The sequence below is a fragment of the Gandjariella thermophila genome, from assembly GCF_005405885.1.
Taxonomy (GTDB): Bacteria; Actinomycetota; Actinomycetes; order Mycobacteriales; family Pseudonocardiaceae; genus Gandjariella; species Gandjariella thermophila.
This window is the reverse complement of record NZ_BJFL01000005.1, coordinates 53,557-77,559: the sequence shown is the minus strand read 5'-3', so window position 1 is coordinate 77,559 and position 24,003 is coordinate 53,557. Positions and strand designations below refer to the sequence as shown.

The 24,003-nt window shown below is 73.9% G+C and carries 15 protein-coding genes; 4 read left to right on the top strand and 11 right to left on the bottom strand.

The window, feature by feature from the left end; translation table 11 throughout:
- Positions 1-53: 53 nt before the first annotated feature.
- On the bottom strand, positions 54-1,340 hold the full coding sequence (eno, locus tag FFT21_RS07515; protein ID WP_137813046.1) for a phosphopyruvate hydratase: 1,287 nt from the start codon (positions 1,338-1,340) through the stop codon (positions 54-56).
- A gap of 284 nt (positions 1,341-1,624) precedes the next feature.
- Here eno and FFT21_RS07510 point away from each other — a divergent pair, with 284 nt between their 5' ends.
- Positions 1,625-1,996 carry a tetratricopeptide repeat protein gene (locus FFT21_RS07510; RefSeq protein ID WP_137813045.1) on the top strand — a complete coding sequence of 124 codons (372 nt, stop codon included), beginning with the start codon at positions 1,625-1,627 and terminating at the stop codon, positions 1,994-1,996.
- A gap of 4 nt (positions 1,997-2,000) precedes the next feature.
- On the opposite strand, the gene FFT21_RS07505 is transcribed toward FFT21_RS07510, so the two are convergent.
- Positions 2,001-2,909, bottom strand: a complete 909-nt coding sequence (locus tag FFT21_RS07505) for a lytic transglycosylase domain-containing protein (RefSeq protein ID WP_137813044.1) — start codon at positions 2,907-2,909, stop codon at positions 2,001-2,003.
- 186 nt (positions 2,910-3,095) lie between these two features.
- On the opposite strand from FFT21_RS07505, the gene efeU reads away from it, so the two are divergent.
- The 3 genes from efeU (at position 3,096) to efeB (ending at position 6,421) form a co-directional block, all read left to right on the top strand.
- On the top strand, positions 3,096-3,938 hold the full coding sequence (gene efeU / locus FFT21_RS07500; RefSeq protein ID WP_137813043.1) for an iron uptake transporter permease EfeU: 843 nt from the start codon (positions 3,096-3,098) through the stop codon (positions 3,936-3,938).
- 75 nt (positions 3,939-4,013) lie between these two features.
- Positions 4,014-5,162, top strand: coding sequence for an iron uptake system protein EfeO (gene efeO, locus FFT21_RS07495; RefSeq protein WP_137813042.1), 1,149 nt, complete (start codon positions 4,014-4,016; stop codon positions 5,160-5,162).
- Positions 5,159-6,421 carry an iron uptake transporter deferrochelatase/peroxidase subunit gene (gene efeB, locus FFT21_RS07490; RefSeq protein ID WP_137813041.1) on the top strand — a complete coding sequence of 421 codons (1,263 nt, stop codon included), beginning with the start codon at positions 5,159-5,161 and terminating at the stop codon, positions 6,419-6,421. The genes efeO and efeB overlap by 4 nt, the downstream gene beginning before the upstream one ends.
- Positions 6,422-6,425: 4 nt before the next feature.
- Here efeB and FFT21_RS07485 read toward each other — a convergent pair whose 3' ends face one another.
- The 9 genes from FFT21_RS07485 to FFT21_RS07445 form a co-directional block, all read right to left on the bottom strand.
- On the bottom strand, positions 6,426-7,355 hold the full coding sequence (locus FFT21_RS07485; protein ID WP_225978181.1) for an LCP family protein: 930 nt from the start codon (positions 7,353-7,355) through the stop codon (positions 6,426-6,428).
- 537 nt (positions 7,356-7,892) lie between these two features.
- Positions 7,893-11,144: a S41 family peptidase gene (locus FFT21_RS07480; protein ID WP_137813039.1), complete on the bottom strand. Its 3,252-nt coding sequence runs from the start codon at positions 11,142-11,144 to the stop codon at positions 7,893-7,895.
- An 81-nt stretch (positions 11,145-11,225) separates the two neighbouring features.
- Positions 11,226-14,276 carry an FxSxx-COOH system tetratricopeptide repeat protein gene (gene fxsT / locus FFT21_RS07475; protein ID WP_137813038.1) on the bottom strand — a complete coding sequence of 1,017 codons (3,051 nt, stop codon included), beginning with the start codon at positions 14,274-14,276 and terminating at the stop codon, positions 11,226-11,228.
- A 228-nt stretch (positions 14,277-14,504) separates the two neighbouring features.
- On the bottom strand, positions 14,505-16,172 hold the full coding sequence (locus FFT21_RS07470; RefSeq protein ID WP_137813037.1) for an HEXXH motif domain-containing protein: 1,668 nt from the start codon (positions 16,170-16,172) through the stop codon (positions 14,505-14,507).
- The gene (locus tag FFT21_RS07465) at positions 16,169-17,410 is read right to left on the bottom strand and encodes an FxsB family cyclophane-forming radical SAM/SPASM peptide maturase (RefSeq protein ID WP_225978180.1); all 1,242 of its coding nucleotides are present in this window, start codon (positions 17,408-17,410) and stop codon (positions 16,169-16,171) included. Before FFT21_RS07465 ends, FFT21_RS07470 begins: the two co-directional genes overlap by 4 nt.
- 55 nt (positions 17,411-17,465) lie before the next feature.
- Complete coding sequence (gene fxsA, locus FFT21_RS29105; protein ID WP_192909421.1) at positions 17,466-17,645, bottom strand: FxSxx-COOH cyclophane-containing RiPP peptide; 180 nt, start codon at positions 17,643-17,645, stop codon at positions 17,466-17,468.
- A gap of 243 nt (positions 17,646-17,888) precedes the next feature.
- Positions 17,889-19,520 carry a chloride channel protein gene (locus tag FFT21_RS07455; protein ID WP_137813034.1) on the bottom strand — a complete coding sequence of 544 codons (1,632 nt, stop codon included), beginning with the start codon at positions 19,518-19,520 and terminating at the stop codon, positions 17,889-17,891.
- Positions 19,517-22,987 carry a tetratricopeptide repeat protein gene (locus tag FFT21_RS07450; protein WP_137813033.1) on the bottom strand — a complete coding sequence of 1,157 codons (3,471 nt, stop codon included), beginning with the start codon at positions 22,985-22,987 and terminating at the stop codon, positions 19,517-19,519. Before FFT21_RS07450 ends, FFT21_RS07455 begins: the two co-directional genes overlap by 4 nt.
- The gene (locus FFT21_RS07445) at positions 22,984-23,997 is read right to left on the bottom strand and encodes an AAA family ATPase (protein WP_137813032.1); all 1,014 of its coding nucleotides are present in this window, start codon (positions 23,995-23,997) and stop codon (positions 22,984-22,986) included. The genes FFT21_RS07450 and FFT21_RS07445 overlap by 4 nt, the downstream gene beginning before the upstream one ends.
- Between the last annotated feature and the right edge of the window lie 6 nt (positions 23,998-24,003).

Below are 24,003 nucleotides of genomic sequence, written 5' to 3'. Positions count from 1 at the left end.
GCCGCGACACCGCGCGCCACCGCGATCCGGCTACCGCGGCTCGGCCCGGTCACTCAGGCCTCCGGGTCGAACCGCTGGAAGGCCTCCGGGCCGATGTACCGCGCGGCGTCGCCGAGCGTCTCCTCGATCCGCAGCAGCTGGTTGTACTTGGCCACCCGCTCGCTGCGCGCCGGCGCGCCGGTCTTGATCTGGCCGCAGTTGGTGGCCACCGCGAGGTCGGCGATGGTGGTGTCCTCGGTCTCGCCGGAGCGGTGGCTCATCATGCACCGGTAGCCGAAGCTCTGCGCCCGGTTCATCGCGTCCAGCGTCTCGGACAGCGTGCCGATCTGGTTGACCTTGACCAGCAGGGCGTTCGCCGCGCGGCGCTCGATGCCCTCGTCGAGCCGCTCGATGTTGGTGACGAACAGGTCGTCGCCGACCAGCTGCACCCGCTCGCCGAGTTCGGCGGTGAGCTGCACCCAGCCGTCCCAGTCGTCCTCGGCCAGCGGGTCCTCGATGGACACCAGCGGGTAGGCGTCGATCAGCTCGCGGTAGTAGCTGGTCAGCTGCTCCGGGCTGCGCTTGCTGCCCTCGAAGGTGTAGGCACCGTCGGAGTAGAACTCGGTGGCCGCCACGTCGAGAGCGAGCGCGACGTCCCGGCCGAGCCGGTAGCCGGCCTTGTCGATGGCGGTGGAGATCAGGTCCAGGGCCTCCCGGTTGCTGGGCAGGCTCGGCGCGAAGCCGCCCTCGTCGCCCAGGCCGGTGGCCAGGCCCTTGCTCTTCAGCACCGACTTCAGCGCGTGGTAAACCTCGGTGCCCCAGCGCAGCGCCTCGCGGAAGGACTCCGCGCCGATCGGCGCGATCATGAACTCCTGGATGTCCACGTCGGTGTCGGCGTGCGCGCCGCCGTTGAGGATGTTCATCATCGGCACCGGCAGCACGTAGGCGTTCGGCCCGCCGATGTAGCGGAACAGCTCCAGGCCGCTGGACTCGGCCGCAGCCTTCGCAACCGCGAGCGAAACGCCGAGGATCGCGTTCGCGCCCAGCCGCGACTTGCTGGGAGTGCCGTCGATGTCGATCAGCTTCTGGTCGACCACCCGCTGCTCGACCGCCTCGATACCGGTCAGCTCGGGACCGATCTCGTCGAGCACCGCGGTGACGGCCCGCTCGACGCCCTTGCCGTTGTAGCGGCCGGTGTCCCCGTCCCTGAGCTCGACCGCCTCGTGCTCGCCGGTGGAGGCCCCGGAGGGCACCGCCGCCCTGGCCAGCGTTCCGTCGTCCAGCGCCACCTCCACCTCGACGGTGGGGTTACCCCGCGAGTCGAGGATCTCGCGGGCGCCGACCTGCTCGATGACCGCCACGTGCACTCCCTGTCCCAACGTGCAGAACTGACCGACTGCGAGCCTAACCAAGCCGCCGCGCGACCGGTCGAGGCACGCTGTGCCGACCTGGACGCGTGCGTCGTCCGGCAAGCCCCTCGGACCGCCACGCCCACCCATCACACCGGCCGCTCGCACGGGCCCGGCGGCCCGCGGTCGCTGGGCCGGTACCGGACGACGCACGCTGGGTACATGAGGCAACCAGGGCCGCCATCCGGACGGTGGCTTTTCGGAACAGCTCGCCCGTGCGTAGCGTTGGCCGGACCATGAGCACGTTCGAGTCCTTCCGCCGGGCCGAGGAGCTGCTCGCCGAGCGGCGCCCGCTGGACGCGCTGCGTGAGCTGCAGCCGGTCCTCGACGAGGCCCCGGACAAGCCGAGCGTTCACCTGCTCGCCGGGCGTGCCTACCTCGGCTCGGCGCAGTTCCGCCGCGCCGAGGCCGCCTTCCTCCGGGTCCTGGAGATCGACCCGAGTGACCACTACGCGCGGTTCGCCCTGGGCCAGACGCTGCACCGGCAGGGGCGCCTCGCCGAGGCGCAGGCGCAACTGCGGATGGCCGCCACGATGAACCCGCTGCCGGAGTACCAGGAGGCGCTGGGCGAGGTCAGCGCCAAGATCGCGGTGCGCAGGGAGGCGTAGCGGCTCAGCGGGCGGCGAGGCTGGCCCGCGCGTAGGCGTCCGCGGCGCTGAACACCCGCTGACCGTAGTCGACCGAGTTGTTGTAGCTGAGCACCGCGTCCCACCAGCCCTTGGGGGTGCCCAGGTCGCGGCCGCCGGAGCAGAGGTAGCGTCCCGCGGTGACGGCGGCGTCGTCGATGTTCTGCGGGTCCGGCGGGTTGCCGTCGCGGCTGGCCCGCACCCCCCACCGGCGCCAGGTGCTGGGCAGGAACTGCATGGGGCCGACCGCGTGGTCCCACACCGGGTCGCCGTCCAGCGCGCCGTGGTCGGTGTCCGGAATCCGCTGGAAGCCGGTGGAGCCGTCGAGCGGGACGCCGACCACCGGGATGGTCTCCCTGCCGCCCGCGTCGATGCCGGCCCCGCCGTACCGGCCGTGATGCGACTCGACGTGCCCGATCCCGGCGAGCAGCGTCCAGGACAGCCGGCAGGCCGGGTCGGTGGCGCGGATCATCAGGTCGGCGTTGGCGTAGGCGCGCAGCACCCTCGGCGGAATGTCGGTGCTGCCGGAGATCCGGTTCACCCACGCGGTCACCGTCTCGTTGGTCGCGATGGGCTGCTGCGGCGCGTTCCGCGGCGCCGGGTTGGGCGTTGGCTGCGGCACCGCGCCGGCGCTGCCGGGCACCTTCGACCCGGGGTCGACGTATTCCTGCTCGATCACGAACTGCGGGGCGACGTTCACCGGTGGGTTCGGCCGGGTGGCGACGCTCACCGCCCAGGCCGCGCCGCCGCCCAGCGCCAGCACCAGGACGGCCAGCGCTAACCGGCCGAGCACGCGACCGACCCGGCGCCGGGAGCGGGCAGGCGGCCGCTCGACCGTGTCGACCGCGACCGCGTTCTCCCGGCTTCGTGCCGGCGATGGGGAGGACGTCGCCACCCGACCAGGCTACGTGCTTCCCCGCGCCGAGGGACCCCGTCCTGACCGCGTGCCGGCCGGCCCGATGTGACCCATGCCCCCGGCCGGACGTCTGGACAATCAGGTGAGGCTTACCTAAATTCGCACCGGCAGCTTGCCGAACCACGGCCGCGGCGCACACCGCGATGCTCGGGACAGGAGGAAGAGATGCTGCTCAGCAACCTGCTGATCGGGCTCCGCGAGGGCCTGGAGGCCGCACTCGTGGTCAGCATCCTGGTCGCCTTCCTGGTGCGCACCGAGCGACGGGCCGCGCTGCCGCTGGTCTGGGCCGGCGTCACCGCGGCGGTCCTGCTCTCGGTGGGCGTCGGCGCGGTGCTCACCTTCACCGCAGCCAACCTGAGCTTCCGCGCCCAGGAGGGCTTCGGGGGCAGCGCGTCGATCGTCGCCGTGGTCTTCGTCACCGGGATGATCTTCTGGATGCGCCGGACCGCCCGCACCATCGCCACGGAGCTACGCGGCAAGCTGTCCGAGGCGCTGAACATCGGCCCCGTGGCCGTGGTGCTGATGGCGTTCCTCGCGGTCGGCCGGGAGGGGCTGGAGACCGCGGTGTTCTTCTTCTCCAGCGTGCAGTCCGCCGGCGGCGGCACCACGGCGCCGCTGGCCGGCTTCCTGGTCGGCATCGCGATCGCGGTCGTGCTCGCCTGGCTGCTGTACCGCGGCGCGGTCAGGGTCAACCTGACCAGGTTCTTCACCGTCACCGGGGCGCTGCTGGTCTTCGTGGCCGCCGGGGTCCTCGGCTACGGCTTCCACGACCTGCAGGAGGCCGGCGTACTGCCCGGCCTGCACACCCTCGCCTTCGACGTCTCCGGCGTGCTGCCGGAGGACTCCTGGTACGGCACGCTGCTCAAGGGGATCTTCAACTACTCGGCGCAGACCACGGTGATCCAGGCGGTCGCCTGGGCCGGCTACGTGGCGATCGTGCTGCCGCTGTTCCTCGCGCCGCAGCGCAAACCGGCGGCCGCCGCCCAGCCGAGCACCACCTCCGCCTGACCGCATCCGCCCCAACCGTCCCGCCCGACCGGCGCCCGCCGCGGCGGGCCCGACCGACACGATCCGGAGCCGCCCATGTCCGCACCATCCAGCGCGCTGCGCGCCGCCGTCGTCGCCGCCATCGGAGTCGGCTCGCTGGCCGGCCTGTCCGCATGCGGGGGCAAGGAGGCGTCCACCGCGGGGGCGGGCGCCATCACGGTGGAGGCCAGTGACGACGCGTGCAAGCTGTCCGCCACCAGCGCGCCGGCCGGCAACGTCACCTTCGACGTCACCAACAAGGGCACCAAGGTCACCGAGTTCTACCTGTACGGCCAGGCCGACAAGGTGATCGGCGAGGTGGAGAACATCGGCCCGGGGCTGTCCCGCAAGCTCACCGTGCAGGTCCCCGCGGCCGGGAAGTACACCACCGCCTGCAAGCCCGGCATGACCGGCGACGGCATCCGCGGTGACTTCACCGTCACCGGCGGCGCCGGCGGGGCCAACCAGTCGAACCAGCGGCTGGACCAGGCCGTGCAGAGCTACCGGCAGTACCTGGTCGCCCAGACCGGCGCCCTGGTGCAGCAGACCTCCGGGTTCGTCGCCGCGGTCAAGGCCGGCAACGCCGAGCAGGCCAAGGTGCTCTACGCCCCGGCTCGGCAGCCGTACGAGCGGATCGAGCCGGTGGCGGAGAAGTTCGAGGACCTCGACGGCGCGATCGACGCCAGGGAGAGCGACGTCAAGCAGGGCGAGCAGTTCAGCGGGTTCCACCGGCTGGAGAAGGACCTGTGGACCACCGGCCTGCGGCCGGACAGCGGCGCGGTGGCGGACAAGCTGCTCGCCGACGTGCAGGAGCTGGACAGGCAGGTGAAGACCTTCGACCTCACCCCGGTCGACCTGCCCAACGGGGCCAAGGAACTGCTGGACGAGGTCGCCACCAAGAAGGTCACCGGCGAGGAGGAGACGTTCTCGCACACCGACCTCTGGGACTTCCGGGCCAATGTGGACGGTTCGAAGGCGGCGCTCGACCCGCTGCGGGCCGTGGTGCGGGAAAGGGACGCCGCGCTGCTGTCCACCGTGGACGAGCGGTTCGCCGCCGTGGACAAGCTGCTGGACCAGTACAAGGTGGGCGACGGCTACCGCGGCTACACCGAGCTGTCCCAGGACCAGGTGAAGCAACTGTCCTCCGCGGTGGACGCGCTGAGTGAGCCGCTGAGCAAGGTCTCCGGGGTGGTGGCGCAACCGTGAGTGAGGCGGGTACCCGGGTTTCCCGGCGACGGTTGTTCGGGCTGGCCGGCGCCGGTGCGGCGCTGGCCGGGGCCGGCGTGGCCGGCGGGATGGCCGCCGACCGGGTGGTCCCCGCGGCGTCCACAACGGACACCGCGGCCAACGCCGTGCCGTTCCACGGCGCCAACCAGGCCGGGATCGTCACCCCGGCGCAGGACCGGCTGCACTTCGTCTCCTTCGACGTCACCACCACCAGCCGCAACGACCTGGTGGACCTGCTGCGGGAGTGGACGAGGGCGGCGGAGCGGATGGCCGCCGGGCAGGAGGCCACCGAGCACGGCGCGGTCGGCGGGCCCGCCGAGGCGCCGCCGGAGGACACCGGCGAGGCGTTGGGGCTGCCCGCGTCCTCGCTCACCCTCACCGTCGGCTTCGGCCCCAGCCTGTTCGACCAGCGGTTCGGGCTGGCCGACCGGCGCCCGCCGGCCCTGATCGACCTGCCCGCCTTCGCCAAGGACGCGCTCGACCCGGCCCGCTGCGGCGGCGACCTGTGCGTGCAGGCGTGCGCGAACGACCCGCAGGTCGCCGTGCACGCGATCCGCAACCTGGCCCGGATCGGGTTCGGCGCGGTCACCGTGCGCTGGTCCCAACTCGGCTTCGGCCGTACCTCCACCACCTCGCGGTCGCAGAGCACGCCGCGCAACCTGTTCGGCTTCAAGGACGGCACCAACAACATCAAGGCCGAGGACACCGACGCGCTGCGCCAGCACGTGTGGGTGCAGCCCGGCGACGGCCCGGACTGGATGACCGGCGGCAGCTACCTGGTGGCCCGGCGGATCCGCATGCACATCGAGACCTGGGACCGCACCCGGCTGTCCGAGCAGGAGGAGATCATCGGACGGCAGAAGGGCAGCGGTGCCGCGCACGGCCAGGCCGGCGAGTTCGACCCGGTCGACCTGCACGTGCACGGCGAGGGCGGCAAGCCGCTGATCGCCGACGACGCGCACATCCGGCTGGCCTCCGCCGAGTCGCTCGGCGGGGTGCGGATCCTGCGCCGTGGCTACAACTTCGTCGACGGCTCCGACGGCCTCGGGCACCTGGATGCCGGGCTGTTCTTCATCGCGTTCAACCGCGACCCGCGCAGCCAGTTCGTGCCCATGCAGCAGGCGCTCGCGGAGAAGGACGCGATGATGGAGTACATCCAGCACACCGGTTCGGCGATCTACGCCTGCCCGCCCGGCGTCCGCCCCGGCGGCTTCTGGGGCGACACGCTGTTCCACTGAACGCTCAGCGGGACAGGATCTGGTCCGGCACCGCGACGTCCGCGCGGAAGGACTGGAAAAGCTGGGACGCCCTGGTCCGGTCCCACACCACCACCGAGCCCAGCCCGGACAGGGTGGGGGTGCCGCCGATCGGCACAGTGGTGGTCGCGGTGTCCGAGCCGGCCAGCGCCAGGCCGGCGGCGGCCAGGTTGGGCAGGTGGTCGCCGTTGGACACGGTGAGCGCGCGGGCGCCGCTGGTCGCCAGCGGGAACAGCCGCATCGGGTTGGCCAGCACGCTGGCGCTGGTCGCCTTGCCGACCAGCGCGGAGACGAACTTCCGCTGGTTGTCGATGCGGTCCAGGTCCTGGCGCGCGAACGGCTTGCGGGTGCGCACGAAGCCCAGCGCCTGGGCGCCGTCCAGGTTCTGGCAGCCGGGGTTCAGGTTCAGCCCAGCGGCCGGGTCCCGCAGCCGCTGGTCGACGCAGACGTTCACGCCGCCCACCGCGTCGACCACGCCGGCGAACCCGGCGAATCCGACCTCCGCGTAGTGGTCGATGCGCAGCCCGGTGGCCTGCTCCACGGTGCGGGTGAGCAGTTGCGGCCCGCCGAACGCGTAGGCGGCGTTCAGCTTGTTGCGGCTCCGCCCCGGGATGTTCACCAGCGAGTCGCGCGGCAGGCTGACCAGGGTGGCCCGGCCGCCGCCCGCGCCGGGAATGTGTAACAGCATCATCGTGTCGGTGCGCCCGCCGTCGGCGTCGCCCGTGCTCAGTTCCTGCTTCTGGTCGTCGGTCAGGCCCTGCCGGCTGTCCGAGCCGACCATCAGCCAGTTCGTGCCGGCTCCCTCGGCGGGCCGCCCCTCGTAGTCGGCGAGTACCGGCATCCGGTTGAGCGTGGTGTCCAGGTAGCCGGCGAACCCGGCGAGAGCCAGCACCAGCACGCCGGCCAGGCCCAGCACCACCCGGCCCGGCCGGCGACGCCGACCCCGGGGCCACCCGCCGGCTCGCCCCGGGCGCGGGCGGCCGGGAAACCGCTCCGGTGGCCGGGGGTCCTCGGACCAGCGCGGTCGCGGCAACCGGTCCGGGTACCAGCCCTCCGGCTCGGGCGCGCCGAGCCGCCGGGTGCCTCGCGGCCCGGGCGGTGTGCCGCGGCGCGGCCCTCCCGGATCGGGCGGGCGGTGTCGCCACTCGGGACCGTCGGACCAGTCTCGAGCCCGGTCCGACCACAGCGGTCGCCGGGCCCGGTCGGGCGACCACCCGGCGGCCGGTTCGGCTCGTCGCCTGCCTCGCCCCGCCGGGTGTCCCGGCTCCGGGCCCGGTCGCCCGTAGCCGACCGGCCTGGTGCGGCGCAGTGCCATGCCGACCTCCCGCTGCTCGCCTCCACGTGACCCACCGACCCTCTACCGGTGAATACGCAGCCGGGAGCCGGGCGGTTTGCTCACCAGGCGGCTTCGCGACGCCGTCCCTGGTCAGCCCGCCGACGGCGGCGGAACTGATCAGCCGGCCAGCGGGGGCAGGTCGGGGGGCGTCGCGGCGGGCCGGTCCGCCAGGGCGTCCAGCGCGACGCGCACCGCGGTGTCCAGTTGCGGGTCACGGCCCGCCGCCCAGTCCTGCGGCGTCACCTCGACCGGCACGTCCGGCGCCACGCCGTGGTTCTCCACGTCCCAGCCCGGACCGGTCAGCCACGTGGCGTACCGGGGCTGGGTGACCAGCGTGCCGTCCACCAGGTGGTACCGCATGTCGATGCCGATCGTGCCGCCCCAGGTGCGGGTGCCGACCACCGGCCCGATACCGAGCGCCTTGATCGCGGCGTTCACGATGTCCCCGTCCGAGCCGGAGTGCTCGTTGGCCACCGCGACCACCGGCCCGCGCGGAGCGTCCTCCGGGTAGCTGGTCGGCCGGTGGCCGCGGCCGTGCTGCCAGCCGATGATCCGCCGGCCCAGCTTCTCCACCACCAACTGGGAGAGGTGGCCGCCCCGGTTGTAGCGGACGTCCACCACCAGCGCCTCGCGTTGCAACTCCACCCGCAGGTCGCGGTGCAGCTGCGCCCACCCGTTGGCGATCATGTCGGGGACGTGCAGGTAGCCGACCCGACCGCCGGACAGTTCGTGCACGTGGGCGCGCCGGTCGGCCACCCACGCCTGGTAGCGCAGCGGCTCCTCGTCCGCCAGCGGCACCGCGACCACCCGCCGGGGCTCGCCGCCGCCGGCCGGGCGCACGGTCAGCTCGACCGGTTTGCCGGCCGCGCCGACCAGCAGCGGTCCCGGACCGGCCACCGGGTCGACCGGCCGGCCGTCCACCGCGAGCAGCGCATCCCCGGCGCGCACCGCCACCCCGGGCGCGGTCAGCGGCGAGCGGGCCCGCGAGTCCGAACTCTCCCCGGGCAGTATCCGGGCCACCCGCCAGGTGCCGTCGCCGTCGCGTTGCAGGTCCGCGCCGAGCAGGCCGAGCCGCCGCGCCCCGTCCCCGCCGTCATCCGGCGGCACCACGTACGCGTGCGAGGTGCCCAGCTCGCCCTGCACCTCCCAGAGCAGGTCGACCAGCTCGTCGTGGCTGCCCACCCGGTCCACCAGCGGCCGGTACCGCTCCAGCACGCCGTCCCAGTCGACGCCGCCCATGTCGGCCCGCCAGAAGTGGTCGCGCATCAGCCGGCCGGCCTCGGCGTAGGACTGCCGCCACTCCGCGCCGGGGTGGACCATCACCCGCACCCGGGACAGGTCCACCTCGACCCGGTCCGGCGAGTCGTCGTCCGCGTCGACCTTGCGGTCCGCCGGAACCACCCGCAACGAGCCCCGGTCCGCCACCACCACCCGGCTGCCGTCGCCGGAGACGGTGGCCCCGTCGAGGCCGTCCACCAGCACCTCGGCGCGCAGCTTGGCGAGGTCGTAGCGCTCCAGCACCGGCCGGGGCGGCTCGCTGTTCGAACCGGCCAGGTCCTCGCCGAGCACGCCGACCACCTGCTCGCGCAGCCACAGCACGCCGCCCTTGGCCGCGCGCAGGTCGCAATAGCGGCCGGCGGGCACCGGGAACGGCACCACCCGGCCGGCCAGCCCGTCCACGTCCACCAGGGTGCGCGGGCGGCCGGACTCGCCGTCCGGCTCGCCGTCGCCGGGCTCCTCGGAGTCCGGGGAGCCGAGTGGGCGGCCCTGGCGCAGCGGATCGAACGGGGACGGCGTGGTGGCGGCGAGCGGCACCAGGTACGGCCGGCAGCCGGTGGGGAAGGACAGGTCGAACACGTGCGCGTCGTACACCGGGTCGAAGCTGCGCACGGACAGGAACGCCAGGTGCCTGCCATCCAGCGTGAACGCCGGCGAGAAGTCGGTGAACCGCAGCGACGTGACGTCCACAACGGACAGATCGGTGGTGTTGGCCATCCTGATCCAGCGCAGCGGGTCCGGCCCGGGATGCGACCAGGCCAGCCAGGCGGAGTCCGGCGCGAAGGTCAGCCCGGACACCTCACCGTCCTCGCTGCGCACCACCTCGCGTACCTCGCCGGAGTCCACGTCGACCAGCAGCAGCCGGCCGTCGTGGCTGGCCACCGCGACCCGCCGGCCGTCCGGTGACGCGGCCAACTCCAGCACCCGGCCGAGCCGCCCCGCGGCCAGCCGGCGCGGCGAACCGCCCGGCTCGACACCGTCGGCCGGGACCACCTCCAGGGCGTCGTCGCCCCCGGCGTCGGTCACCCACACCACGTGGCCGGTCTCGCCGAGCACCTGCGGGAGCCGGGCCCGCACCCCCGGCTCGGCGAGCAGGGTGCGCACCGGGCCGTCCTTGTGCGTCGCCCAGTGCACGGTGCCGCGCACCTCGACCGCGCTGGCCCGGCCGGTGTGATCCGGGGAAACGGCGCCCAGGTTGTGCCGCGCCGCGACCGGGTATGGCTGCCGCCCGGCGCGCGGACCGCCGAGCCGGATATCGAGCCGGCGCGGTTCGGCGTCCAGGGAGTCCAGCAGCCACAGGTCGCCGGCACACTGGTAGACGATCCGCTCGCCGTCGGTGGTGGCGTTGCGGGCGTAGAACTCGTGGTCGGTGAGCCGGCGTAGCTGGCTGCCGTCCGGCAGGCAGCAGTACACCTGCGCGACGCCCTCGTGGTCGGACAGGAACGCGATCCGGTCACCGACCCACATCGGCGCCGTCAGCGGCGCGGTGATCTCCGGGAACAGCCGGCTGAACTCGCCGGTGCCGTCCGGGTCCACCCACAGCGTGGGCGCGGTGCCCCCGCGGTACCGCTTCCACCACGCCGGGTCGCTCGCGAACGGCCGGCTGAGCAGCACCCGGCCGGCCGGGCCGTAGGCGAGGGCGCCGACCGGTCCGTACGGCAGCCGCCGGGCCGGCCCGCCGTCCAGCGGGACGGCATGCGCCCAGGTCCGGCGCGGCTGCGGCTCACCGGCGGCGGTGATCGCCAGCACCTCGCCGTCCGGCGTCCAGCCGATCACCGCGGTGCGGAAGTGCCCCCAGTACGTCAGCCGCCTGCTCGGGCCGCCGTCCACCTCGGCGACGTGCACCTCCGGCTCGGAGTCACGGGAACTGGTCCAGGCCAGCAGCCGGCCGTCCGGGGAGAACCGCGGGTTGCGCACCGGCACCTGGTCGGCGGTGACCCGCCAGGCCCGGCCGCCGTCCAGCGGCGCGAGCCACACGTCGTCCTCGGCGACAAAGGTGACCAGGTCCTGGTGCAGGTGCGGGAAGCGCAGGTAGCCGTCATTCACCGGGACGACGTTAGTCGGGCTGGCCCGGCCGGCTTCGCCGGCCATGGGCGGCTGCCTGGGCCGCGGACGATCGGCGGAACCGGCGCACCCGGCCGGACGCCGGACGCCAGGTGCTTCCGGCGGCGCCTACATCGGTGGCGGCTCGATGTCGCAGTCCAGCCTCGCTCGCGCGGTCGCCGCGACCACCTCCGGGTGCTCATCGCCCAGGGTGCGCCGGTAGCGGTCCAGCGTGTCCGCCTCCAGGGTGCGCGCCGCGGACCGCTCGTTGGTGGCCCGCAGGTCCATCGCCAGGTTGCTGGCACAGGCCAGCGTGTAGGGATGGTCCTCCCCGCGGGCCAGCCGCGACCGGGTCAGCACGTCCTCGTCGAGCCGCCGGGCAGCGGCGTGGTCGCCCAGCGCGTACAGGTCGCTGGCCAGGTTCGTGGCGGACGCCAGCGTGTAGGGGTGGTCGGCGCCGAGCACGTCCCGGAAGGCCTGCTGGGTCAGCTCGTCCAGTTCCCTGGCGGCCTCCGGGTCCCCGGACAGCCGGAGCAGGACCGCCAGGTTCGTGGCGGACGCCAGCGTGTACGGGTGCCGGTCGCCCAGCTTGTGCCGGAACCGGCTGCAGGCGTGCTCGGCGCGGGCCCTGGCCTCCACCAGGTCGCCGACCAGGCGCAGGTCGTTGGCCAGGTTCGTGGTCGCGGCGAGAAGTTCCGGGTGGTCGTCGGGGAAGCGCTCGCTGTGCCCTTCCAGGGTGCGCCTGGCCAGCGCGCACGACTCCGCGTACCGGCCGGCCTTGCGCAGCGAGACCGACAGATTCTTCATGGCGCGCAGGGTGTCCGGGTGACGGTCGCCGAACAGCCTGCGGTACTCGGCGTAGGTGTTCTCCTGCATCGCGGCCGCCTCCGCGTAGCGACCGCATTCCCGCAGGTCGCGGGCGACGTTGTTGACGGAGAGCAGGGTGCGCTGGCGGTTGGCGCCGGACAGCCGGGTGCGCCGCTCCGCGGTGTCCCGGTCCACTTCCAGCGCCTCCGGGAACTCGCCCATCATCCGCAGCGAGACCGCGTAGTTGTGCGCGGCCCGCAGGGTGTTCTCGTGGTCGGCACCGAAGGCCTCCCGGCAGCGGCGCAGGGTGTCGCGGTCCATCTCGCGGGCGGCGCGCCACTCGCCGAGCTGGCGCAGGTCGGCGGCCAGGCCGTTGGCGGCCCAGAGGGTGCGCTCGTGGTCGGGACCGAACCTGCGGCGCCAGTAGTCGAGGACCCGCTCGTCGATCTCGCGGGCGGCGACGCTGTCCCCGCCGCCGCGCAGCGCGTTGGCCAGGTGCACGTTGAGGTCGTTGAGATCGGGGTGCTCGCCCAGCACCCGCTCCCAGACCCGCGCGGCCCGTGCGGCGAGATCCCGGCTGGCCGCGAACTCACCCCGCCGGTACAGGTGGTGCACGAGGTGAATGACCAGCCGGCGCACCGCCGGTTCCGCACCGTCCGCGACCACCCCCGCCGGTTCGAGGTGCGGGATCAACTCCGCGTACGCGTCCCAGGTGGACGGGTCCTCCGGGTCACCAGGATCGGCCGCGGCCAGCAGCAGCCGCGCCGTGCGCCGCAACTCGTCCCGCTGCTGCCCGGTCAGCAGGTCGCGCAGCACGCCCTGGACCACCCGGTGCAGCTGGATGGTCTGCGCCGCCGTGGCCGCGGTGTGCTGGCCGACCTTGGCCAGCGCGTACCGGCCGATGTCATGGAAGATCCGGCCGCGCTGCACCGGGTCGCGCAGCTGACCGTCCAGTGGCTGGGGCAGGCGCACCGGTGACTCGCCGTCGAGCTGCGCCTGGGTGAACAGGGTGACCGGGATGGGTTCGGCGGACAGGAACGCGCACAGCCGCAGCAGTTGCGCCGCGGCCGGCCGCTCGTCGCGGAGGCGGTTCATCGGCACCGCCCACGCCATCACGACCTCCCGCTCGTAGGGGATTACCCGCACCTCGCCGAGCAGGTTCGTCAGCTGGGTGTCGGCCAGTTGCAGGTATTCCTCGACGGGTGTGCCGGACACCTCCAACCAGGCGGCCGCCGCTTCCAGGGCGAGCGGCAGGTCGCCCAGCCGCTCGGCCACCAGGTTCGCGTCGGCCTCGGACAGCCGGGGCACCCGGCGCCGGAGGAAGCGCACGCTCTCCGCGCGCCGGTAGACGTCGACCTCGAGTACCTCGGCGCTGGACCGCCAGTCGACGTCCCGCGACGTCACCAGCACGTGCCCCTGGCCGGTCGGCAGCAACGGCCGCAGCTCGGCGGGGCTGGTGGCGTTGTCGAAGATGAGCAACCAGCGCCGGTAGGGCGCGCCCCGGCGCAGGGCGTCCAGCACGGACTGCACGGTCTCGCCCAGGTGCTGGCTGACCGGGAGGTCGAGTCGCGGAGCAAGCGCGGCCAGGTCGTAGCGGGCGAGGGTGGTCTGCTCAGCCCGCACGTACCAGACCACGTCGTAGTCGGAGGCGAACCGGTAGGCGTACTCCACGGCGAGTTGGGTCTTGCCGACCCCGCCCATGCCGTGCACGGCGCTCGGTACCACCGCCGTGACCGACGTGGTCATCCGTTCCCGGAGCGCGAGCAGCACCTGGTCCCGCCCGGTGAAGTTGACGTTGCGCAGCGGCACGTGGCCCCACACCGCCGGCTGCTCGCCGGGAAACCGCACCGGATGGCGGAACTCGCTGGCCCGCGCGACCCCGCCGGCCGGCGCGTCCGCCCCGACGACCCGGTCCAGCAGCCGCTGCCGTGCCTGCTCCTCGCCGAGGTCGAACAGCTCGACGAAGGTCAGCGGTGCCGGCATGTCGGGCACCCGGCACGGCCCGACCACCACCGGCACCAACCGGCCGATCCGGTCACCCACGGAGGCGTACGCGTCGGCCCATTCCGCCAGGTCGTGGCCGCCTGCCTGGAAGTAGGCGTCGCTGAACACCGCGAGTGTGCGGTCGGCACCGTCCAGGGTGTGCCGGAGCGCCCGGGCGAGATCCCGGCCGGTGAGCGGATCCTGCAGTTCCAGCGCGGTGACCAGGCCGGCGCGTTCCAGTTGCTGCGCCACCCACTCGGCCCACATGCGATCCGCGCCGACGTAGCTGATCCGGACGCGTCCGGGGAAACCGGTGCCCGCGGAGCCGGCCGGTTCCGGAGCGCCGCCGATGCCGCCCACACCGTCGTCGGAGGCCGTCAGATTCCCCACTTCACGCTCCCCTGATGCCGTTGGTCAGTGCTTGTTTCCCGAACACGCGCCGCTGCTGGCTGTCAGTGCCTGTTCCGGAACGCGCGCCGCGATCGCGTCGCCGGGGCGCGACAGGGACATGACACTCCGGTTTTGCCTGATAGGGCGCCCGCCCCGCGATCGCGGGGCTTCGCCTCGGCGCGTTCCCGTGCTCGTCATCGCAGGTCCGTCCCGTTCCGGAACAGGCTGTCACTGGTAGGTCCCGGTCGCGCCGACGAACCCGGCGGTGCCGTCCTCGGGCAGCGCCGGGGCGAGCCAGCCCGCCAGTTCGGCCGGGTCCACGGTGGTGTGCTGCCGGCGGAGCCGCCGGTGCAGGGCGGCGACGATCTCCGGCGCCCCGAGCAGCGCGGCCGCCACGGGCGGGCCGCCACGGTGCCGCAGGGTCAGCGCCCGGCGGGTCCACGCCGGGACGCGGCCCGGGGCGGCGGCGCCCTGCCCGGCGGCGATGGTCGTGCCGGTCGCCGGCCCGGTCGGGCAGCGGCGGCCAGCACGCCACGCCGTGGCCATCCGCTCGATCGCGGCCGGGTCGGGGCGGAGATTGTTCAGCCGCCACCGAACGCGATGCGCCAGCGCGGCTTCGTGGGCCGCGCGGGCAGGCTCGTCGGCCACCGGGTCGCTGGCGCAGCCGGCCAGGGCGTCGGCTATGGCCGAGGCGAATCGCCGGCCCGGCACGGTGAGGGCGCCGCAGCCGCGCAGCAGCCGCAGCGCGAAGCCGGTCTGCTCGCGCCAGAGCGCGAACTCGAACTCGGCGCGCGCCCGCTCGGCCGGACCCACGACCGTGCGGTGCGCCCGCCAGAACAGGGTCACCGCCGCGTGCGCGTAGATGCCGTGCAGCAGCGCACCCACCGGTCGGGGGTCCTCCCGCCACGGCGCGTAGCACGCGATGCCGGGCGCGGTGTCGCACAGCCGCAGCAGGTCCAGCAGCGCGCCGAGCTTCGCGTGCTGGAACTCGTGGACCAGGGTGGCGGCGCACGCCGCGGCGTCCGGCGGGAACGACGCGGCGATCGCGCCGAAGGACTCGGGGCACGTGGCGCTGCGGTGCCGGCCGGCCCCGTCCAGCGGGACCAGCGAGCGGAGCGTGCTGGCGATCCCGGTGGCCTGGGCGGGATGGTGCCGGACGAGCAGCCGCCACGCCTCCTCGAAGGTCCGCTGCCAGGCCGTGACCTGGCCGGCGCTCAACCGTTGCGACAGGGTGAGTCCCTGGTAGCTCCGGAACGGGTCGATGTCGTCGAGCAGCAGGTCGATCCGGGCGGTCCGCTCGGTGGCCGTCAGGTGGCGCAGCCCGGACCAGCCGGCCGTGTCCAGGCTCGGGTCGGCGGGGACGTGGACGGTGGTGCCGGCTGCGGTCACGGCGAGCCGCCCGGCGTGGGACCGTACGGTCGCCCGGTCCGCGGCCAGGCCCAGCCGGGCCAGCCCGAGGGTGGGGAGGACCACGGCCCCGTCCCGCACCGGCACCTTGATGGCGAACTCGACGCCGGCGCGGGCGGCCGCCACGGCGGCCAGTACGTTGAGGTAGCCGAGGTCGGTGTGCAGCGCCGGCCCGGTGGCGCCCCGGCGCAGGGCGCGCAGGCAGTGCATCGCCCACGCGCCGACGTGCGGGTGCAGCAGCACCGCCGCGGTGCCCCGCGGGTCGCGTGCCTGCGCGGCCCGCAGCAGGTCGTAAGACGCGTCCAGCCCGGCCGGCCCCCGGTCCGCCGCGGGCACCCGGTCCAGGACCATGCGGATCATCAGCAGGTGCTTGCTCAGCCGGCCGTCGCGCAGCAGGGCCAGCGCCGGCTCCTCCTCCCGGCCGGCGCCGAGCCGGTCCAGGAACTCGGCGGCCACCCGGTGCCGGGTGGCGGGCGAGGCGGCGGTCATGCGCCCACCGCCTCGCGGGACAGCCGGCGCAGGTCGGCGCGCACCCGGGCACGGACGTGGCCAATCAGCCGGAACAGGTCCGGGCAGTACACCGTCGGGTTGCGGAAGCCGCTGCCGGCCCGGTACCGGTGCGCGTAGTGGCCGCCACCGCACACGTCACGGATGGCGCAGCGCCGGCAGGTCTCGCTCAACGCGGCGGCCCCGAGTTGCCTGGCGACGATCGACGGATGGTCCAGCGCGGTGTCGAAGGAATGATCGACCACGTTCAGCGTGGTACCCGATGCGCCGGGATAGGCCGACCGCAGCGAGTCGACCTGCTCGATGGTGCCGTCGGTCTCCACGACGATCAGGCTGACCGGGGACAGTCCCACCGACTCGACCCGGCTGGTCCCGCCGAGCAGCAGGTTGAGGATCTCGTCGAACAGGCGGACGCCGGTCTCCCGCCGGGGCGCCGCATACCAGCGGTCGAACACCGCGATCAGCCAGTCGGCGTAGGGCGTGACCGCCGGATCGGCCGGCCGGTCCGGCGGCGGCGCCGTCCAGTTGCCGTGTGGCAGCAGGAAGTCCACCGCCGGCGGGGCGAACTCCAGCAGCGCCTCGTAGGTGCCGACCGGATCGTTGGCCACGTCGATCGTGCACAGCAGACCGGCGAACAGGTCCCGGTACGGTGGCCGGCCCAGCAGCCGCAGGGCGCGCGCCACGTCGGGGTGGCTGCTGCGGCCGCTGGCATACCGGCGGTGCCGGTCCGTCGCGGCGCGCCCGCCGTCCAGGCTCACTCCCACCCGGATGCCGAGCCGGGCGAAGGTGTCCAGCGCGGCACGGTCCAGGCAAGAACCGTTGGTCTGTACGCTCGCCGCCACCGCCGCGCCGGGGCCGACCGCGCGCCGGACCTCGGTCACCGCGGCCGCCAACCGGGATGTCCCGGCGAGCAGTGGTTCTCCGCCGTGCAGGACCAGGTGTAACCGGGAAAGGCCGTGCGCGTGGGCGTGCTCGGCGATCCGGCGAGCGGTGTGCCGCAGCGTCTCCGCGCTCATCAGCGGCGGCCGTGACCGCCAACTCTGGTCGGCCATCCGGTACAGGTAGCAGTAGTCGCACGCCAGGTTGCAGCGACCGTGCATCTTCAGCACGAACTGCCGGAACGGAATCGGCGACCAGCCATGCGCCCGCAGGCCGTCGACGTCCAGCGCGGCCGGCCATTCGACGGTTTCCGACCCGGTGACCGGGGGCAGCAGCGACACGTCCACCGTCCCGGCGCCCGCCCCGCTCCGCGCGGCGAGCGGGGGTCGGGACGGGTCATGGTGAGGAAATCGCGTTGTCGAATGCGGCGAGCAATTGCGGGGCATCGTCCAGCTCCTGCAAGACCCGACGGATGGCATGGGACAGCACCGAGTCGTCGAGGGACCGCAGCCGATTCAGCGGAAGTCCTGTCAGGTCGACGAGGTCCGACTCGAACTCCGGCGCACCGCCGTTCATGCGACCAGCCTTCCTGTACCGGTATTGCCGCACCGTGCTGGTGCGTAACGACCAGGGGCACGGCATGCCCGTCCCGGAACGGCCGGATGTCCGGCGGCCTCGCTGGTTCTGCCGGGAGATCGGGCGGCCCGTTGCGACCATCGCCATCACCCCCATGCCGCCCAGCCCTGCCAGCGCGCGCTGTCCGGGAACTGCCCCTTCAGCACACTAACAGGCGGGGCGCCCAGTTTGGTCGTTGATCCGTCAAGCGGTGGCACCGCCCGGGAATCGGCAACCCGGCTTCGTCAGCTCGTCCGGCACGGGTACCGGAGAAACCATCCCGGGATCGAATTGACTCCGCTCGGCGTGCCCATTGAGGGCTGCGGTTACACCGGCAGGAGGATTGGGCGCGGGATCCGCTTCCGCCACACTCGTCCGTTTGTGCGGCTGGCTCCGGTAAAGGCTCACATCGCCCACGACAAGCGTGGCCGCTGCCACCGCGAGGATGGCGGGGAAGAGCGCTCCGGCGCTGCCCGTCACCTCGGCGACCATCACCGTCACCGCCACCGGCGCATGTATCGCGGAACCGAGGCAGGCGGCCATCCCGACGAGGACGAAGACGGCCGGATCGGGTAGCGGGATCGGCGTGTACGCGAGCAGCCGCCAGAACGCCGCGCCCACCCCCGCCCCGATCACCATGCCGGGACCGAACACCCCGCCCGAACCGCCCGAACCGACCGTCAGCGACGTGGCGAGGATCTTCGCGAGCGGGAAGGCCAGCACCACCCACAGCGACGTGCCGAGCAGCCAGTACCGGTCCATCGTCGACTGGGCGACGCCGTAGCTGGTGCCGAGCACCTCGGGCAGCAGCAACCCGAAGGCGCCCACGGCCAGGCCGGCCACGGCGGGCCGCAGCACCGAGGGAACCCTCCCCCACCCGTCGAAGGCCGCCTTGGCGCGGTAGAACGCCCAGCAGAAGCAGCGCGCGGTCAGCCCGGCCAGCACGCCGAGCACCAGGAACAGTGGCAACTGGTACACGGCCACCGCGAGGGCCGGGTGGTCGCCGAACATGGCGCCGAAACCGTAGGCCGCACCGAACTCCAGGTACGCCACGATCGACGCGATGAGCGAGGGGACCAGCATCTCGCCGGCCATGTCGCGCCGGTAGGGCAGTTCGACGCCGAGCAGCGCACCACCGAACGGCGCCCGGAACACCGCGCCGACACCGGAGGCGAGTCCGGCCGCCACCGCGGTCCGGGCTTCCTCGGTGGTGAGCCGGAACACCCGGGCCACCACGGACCCGAAGGCCGCGGAGATCTGCGCGGCGGGGCCCTCGGTGCCACCGGAACCACCCGAGCCGAGAGTGAGCGCCGACGCCACCATCTTCACGACCGTCACCCGGCTGCGCATGCCCTTCGGGTCGTGGTGGATCGCGTCGATCGCGGCATCCGTGCCGTGCCCGCTGGTCTCCGGCGCCAGCCACCGCACCAGCAGCGCGCTGACCAGCGCGCCGCCGGCGACGGCCAGGGGCACGGCCCACCACCGGCCGATCCCGCTGGCCGGGTGGGCACCGCCGTCGGCGGCCACCGTCGCGGGGTGGAAGCCGGAGAGTTCACCGAGCAGGCCGTGGGTGACCAGATCCAGCAGCCCGCGCAGGGCGATCGCGCCGAACCCGGCGACCGCGCCGATCACCACACCGAGCGGCACCCATCTGCGGAAGTAGGCCCGGTCCCTCGGGAGCAGCCGGGCCAGCAGTCCCAGCAGCCGGCGCAGCCGGCCGGTCCGCGCGGCGCCGCCGCGCCCGCCGCCGGGCGGGCGGTCGTGCCCGCGCGGATCATCCGCCTCGCCCAGACCCGGCGCCCGCAGCGCCTCGCCGTCCCCCCGTGCCATGCTCATCTCGGCTGCTCCAACGCGTCCAATGCCGCCCGGCTGGCCACCGTGTCGGGATGCTCGGCGCCGAGCACCCGGGTCTGGATCTCGAGCACCTCGGCGAGTTCCCGAGCGGCTTCGGCGGGCCGTCTCTGCCTGGCCAGCGCGCCGGCGTGGTGGAAGCGCGCGGCCAGCGTGGTGGGATGTTCCGCGCCGAGGACCCTGGCCGAAGCCGCGGACGCGGCGGACAGTTCACCGGCCGCCTCGGCGAGGTGCCCGGCACGCAGCAGCACTCTGCCGAGTTCGAGCCGGGCGCGCAGGATGTCCGGGTGGTCCTCACCGAGAACGCGGGCGCTGGCCCGGATCGCGTCGTGGCACGCGGCCAGGGCGTCGTCGGGGGGCAGCCCGGCGAGCACCCGCGCACGGGCCAGCAGCACCGCCCGGCGCGGGTATTCCGGGTCGTCCGCCGAGGTGAGCGCGACGGCCTCGGCGAGCACCCGCACCGCCCGGCCGAGGTCGCCGCCGGTGAGGCCGGCGTCGGCCTGCAGCCGTAGCGCGGCACCGAGTTCGGTGAGGTACCGGGCGCGCCCGGGATGGTCGGCCGGGACCAGGTCGGCGGCCCGTTGGAAGGCGTCGATCGCCTCGATCAGGTCGAGGGGGTCGCCGACGGCCTCGAAGCGGATCCGCGCGACCCTGCCCAGTTCCTCGAGATAGCCGACGTGGTCGGGGTGGTAGCTGGGGGTGGACTCCAGCGCCTGCCTGGCGGCGCGAACCGCCCGGTCCAGGTCGTCGAGGTGGCCGCCGCGCTCGAACCGGGTGCGCAGCAGCGCGGACATGGTGGACAGGTTCCTGGCGTGCTCGGGGTCGCCGACGCTGCTGGTCTCGGCCGCGCGCTGGTTGAGATCCACCGCCTCGTCCAGGTCCGCGGCCTCGCCAGTGTGCTGGAAGCGGGTCGCGGCGGCGCTGGACAGCGCGCGTAACGCCCGGACCTGCCCGGCTCCCGGCGGCGCCTGGAGCACCACCATGCGGTAGAGGCTCACCGCCTCGTCGAGGTCGCGCCGCGTCCCGCCCGCCTCGAAACGCATGCGCAGCAGATCGGCAAGGTCGGCGATGAAGCGCCACCGCTGGGGATCGTCGGTCACGGCGTCCACCGCCCTGCGCTGCGTCGCGAGAGCCGCGTCCAGGTCTCGCGGGCTTCCTGCGTGTTCGAAGCGCGTCCGCAGTGTTCCGGCGAGCTCGGCGAGCAGGTGGGGTACTGCCCGCGAGCCTGCGGTCGCCAGAGCCTGCTGGTACACGTTCATCGCCTCGTCCAGGTCGTTGAGCCTACGGGTCCGGTCGAACCGCAGCCGTAACGCGCGCGCTAATGCGGTGTAACGCGCTGATCGAGCCGGGTCGTCGTGTCGTGTGAGGTCGACCGCGGTTCGCGACAGTCGCACCGCCTCGTCCAGGTCACCCGCCTTACCGCCTTGATGGAACCGCACCAGTCGGAGGTCGGCAAGATCGGCGCACATGGCCGCTTCGTCCAGGTGACCGTTTTCCACCCTTAGGTCCAGCGCCTGGCCGCCAATGGCAAGCGCTTCGTGTAGATCGGCCAGGCTATTGGTCAGTTCGTGGCGAATTCGCAACGCATGAACCAGGCCGGCCAGCAGCCGTGCCCGGTGCCCCCCGATGGCAAGCGCCTGCCGATACAACCGAATCGCTTCTTCCACGTCATCCAGGACCTCGCGCGGAAAGGACCCGCCTTCGGCACCGGACCCCGGCGCCCCGGGCCGCGGCGGCCGGTCGTCGAGGCCGAGCAGTTCCGCCCAGGCCGGTGCGAGCAGGTGCTCGGCCGCGGCGGCCAGTTCCTCGGCGCGTTCGGCGTCGGACGGGCTCGCCTCGGTCTGCCGCGGCCGGCCGTCGACCTCGAACAGCGCCGTCAACTCCCGGTAGCGGCCACCCCAGCGGGCCAGCATCGCCGAGGGCAGGTGGCCCAGGGGCGGGCCGGCGGTGGCCAACCCGGCGTCCCCGGTCCCCTCCGGGGTGGACACCGCCGCGCGGAACTCGCGCGGGCTGAGACCGAGCCGCTCGGCGAAGAAGCGGGACAACTCGGACCGCAACCGGCCGGCCTGGCTGCGCAGCAGGTAGCCGGCAAGCTCCTCGCGCACGCCCGGCGCGAACTCGTACCGGGTGTCCTCGCCGCCGGTCACGGTGACCAGCAGGCCGCTGAGCAACACCTCGGCCAGGTGACTCGGCCGGGACGCGGGCAGCATGACCCGCTGCACCAAGCGCATGATCGGCAGGTTGAGCGGAACCGCGGCCAGGTAGCTGGCCAGCCGGAACGCGTCGGGGGTGGCCGCGGCATGGAACGAGGTGACCTGGTCGGCGGGCCGGCTCGGCGCGGCGCGCACCGGCTCGGTCGTGGCCGGTGGCCGCGGCGGGGCGGCGAACGTCACCGCGCTGTCCATCCAGCCGCCGCCGTCGGCGCCGATCAGCCGGGCCCACGGAGCCAGCCAGTCCGGTTCGATCTGCAGCACCGGCACCGGCACGGCGTCCCGGGAGGCGGCACGGCGGCGGTGGTGCCGGGTGAACCGCAGCCGCGCGTTCGGCACGCCAGCGGCCGGCGCGTGCAGCCGCCCGCGCACCGGTCGCAGCCCGGTGCGCGGCCACAGGCGTTGCGGCAACGGCTGCAGGATCGCCACCGGCCCGCCGCGCGCCCAGCGTCGCAGCAGCGCGCCCACCACGCCGCTGTGCCACGGACCGCCGACGCAGTCGCTCACCAGCAGGATCAGCCGGCGGCCGGTGGGGTCGGCCAGTTCGGCCGGCGGGCGCAGCCGCCCTCGCGAGGTCCCCTGGCTCAGGCCGAGGCCGCCGCCCTCGGTGGGGTGCAGCGACCACGTGCGCACGTCGCGGAACGCGCCGAGGTTCTCCAGCAGGGCGCGCAGTTCGGCGATCAGCGGCTGCCACGCCACCATGGACGGTTCGGCGTCAACCACCAGGGCGAGGTCCAACCACCGGTCGGTGGCCGGGCGCAGCACCGGCAGCCACATGCCTTCCTCGGCGATCCGGGTCGCGGTCAGGTCCTCGTCGACGGCGAGCCGGCGGCGGTCGGGTACCCGGCGCTTCAGTGGCCGCAGGGCCCGGCCGAGGGCGAGCTTGCCGGGCAGGGCGTCCGCGGCGGGCAGCCGGAGCGGGAGCGCCTCGCCGGTGGCGGTGCCGCGCGGCGCGGGCAGGCGCAGCGGGTGCTGGTCGCCGGGTGGTGCCGGATCCGGCCGGCCGCGGTCCGCGCCGGCCGGCTTGCCCGCTCCCCCGGCACCGCCGGGGAGGGCGGCGGATGGTCCGCCGCCCACGCCTCGACCGCCGGTTGGGGATTGGTACCGGGCGGCGTCCTCGCCACTGCCCGGGGCGGCACCCGGCCGAAGGTGCGGGGCGAGCCACAGCGCCTCGGCCACCTCGCGGGGCTGAGGGTCGAGGCCGGCGCTCTCCAGGACGGCCAGGAGCCGGGTGAGACTCATCCCAGCCCCGCGTCGCTCTCGACGTATCGCAGGATCATGTCGGCGAGTTCCTCCCGCCCCAGCCCGCGCTCGACGGCGGCCGTCGAGGTGAGGTAGATGGCGTTGAGCAACTGGTCGGTGGCGAGGGTGCCACGCTCCCGATGCCCGATGAAACGCTCGATGAGATCGTCGCTGGCCGTCTTCGCACCCGGTCCGAGATGTGCCTCGACAATGCTGGCGAGCTGGTCGGCATCCGGTTCGTGCAGGTCCAGCCGGAGACACCGGCGCAGGAACGCCGGCGGGAACTCGCGCTCGCCGTTACTGGTCAGCACCACGAACGGGAACGCGCGGCAACGCACGTGGCCGCGCTCCACGACGACCTGCCCGCCGTCCGCCGTCTGCACCTCGACCCGAGGATGGGCGGAGGACACCCGGCGCAGCTCCGGGATCGAGTACTCGCCTTCCTCGAAGATGTTGAGCAGGTCGTTCGGCAGGTCGATGTCGCTCTTGTCGATCTCGTCGATCAGCAGGACACGTGGTTGCTCGTACGGCAGCAGCGCGGTGCCCAGCGGGCCGAGGGTGAGATACCGCCCGATGCCCAAGTCCCGCGCGCCGCCACCGGTGTGCTCGCTGAGGTTGGCCTCGTGTAACCGGCCGATCGCGTCGTACTCGTACAGCCCCTGCTGGAGGGTGGCCCGGCTGGTGATCGGCCAGCGAAGCACCGGGCCGAGGGCCAGTTCGTGGGCGACGGAGTAGGCCAGCGTCGACTTGCCGGTGCCCGGCTTGCCGGTCACCAGCAACGGTCGCCGCAGGTACAGGGCGGCGTTGACCAGTTCGACCTCTTCCCGGCGCGGCCGGTAGGTCACCGCGCGGCGGGCGTCGCCGAGCCGGCGCGGGACCGCGGCGTCGCTACCCTCGTGCGGGGCGACCGGCGGTCCACCGTCGAACACCCGCCACGGCGGAGGTGCGGGCAACCGCAGGATGCCCGGGTGCGGCTCGCCGGTGCCGCGATAGATCCACCAGTCCTCCACCCCTGT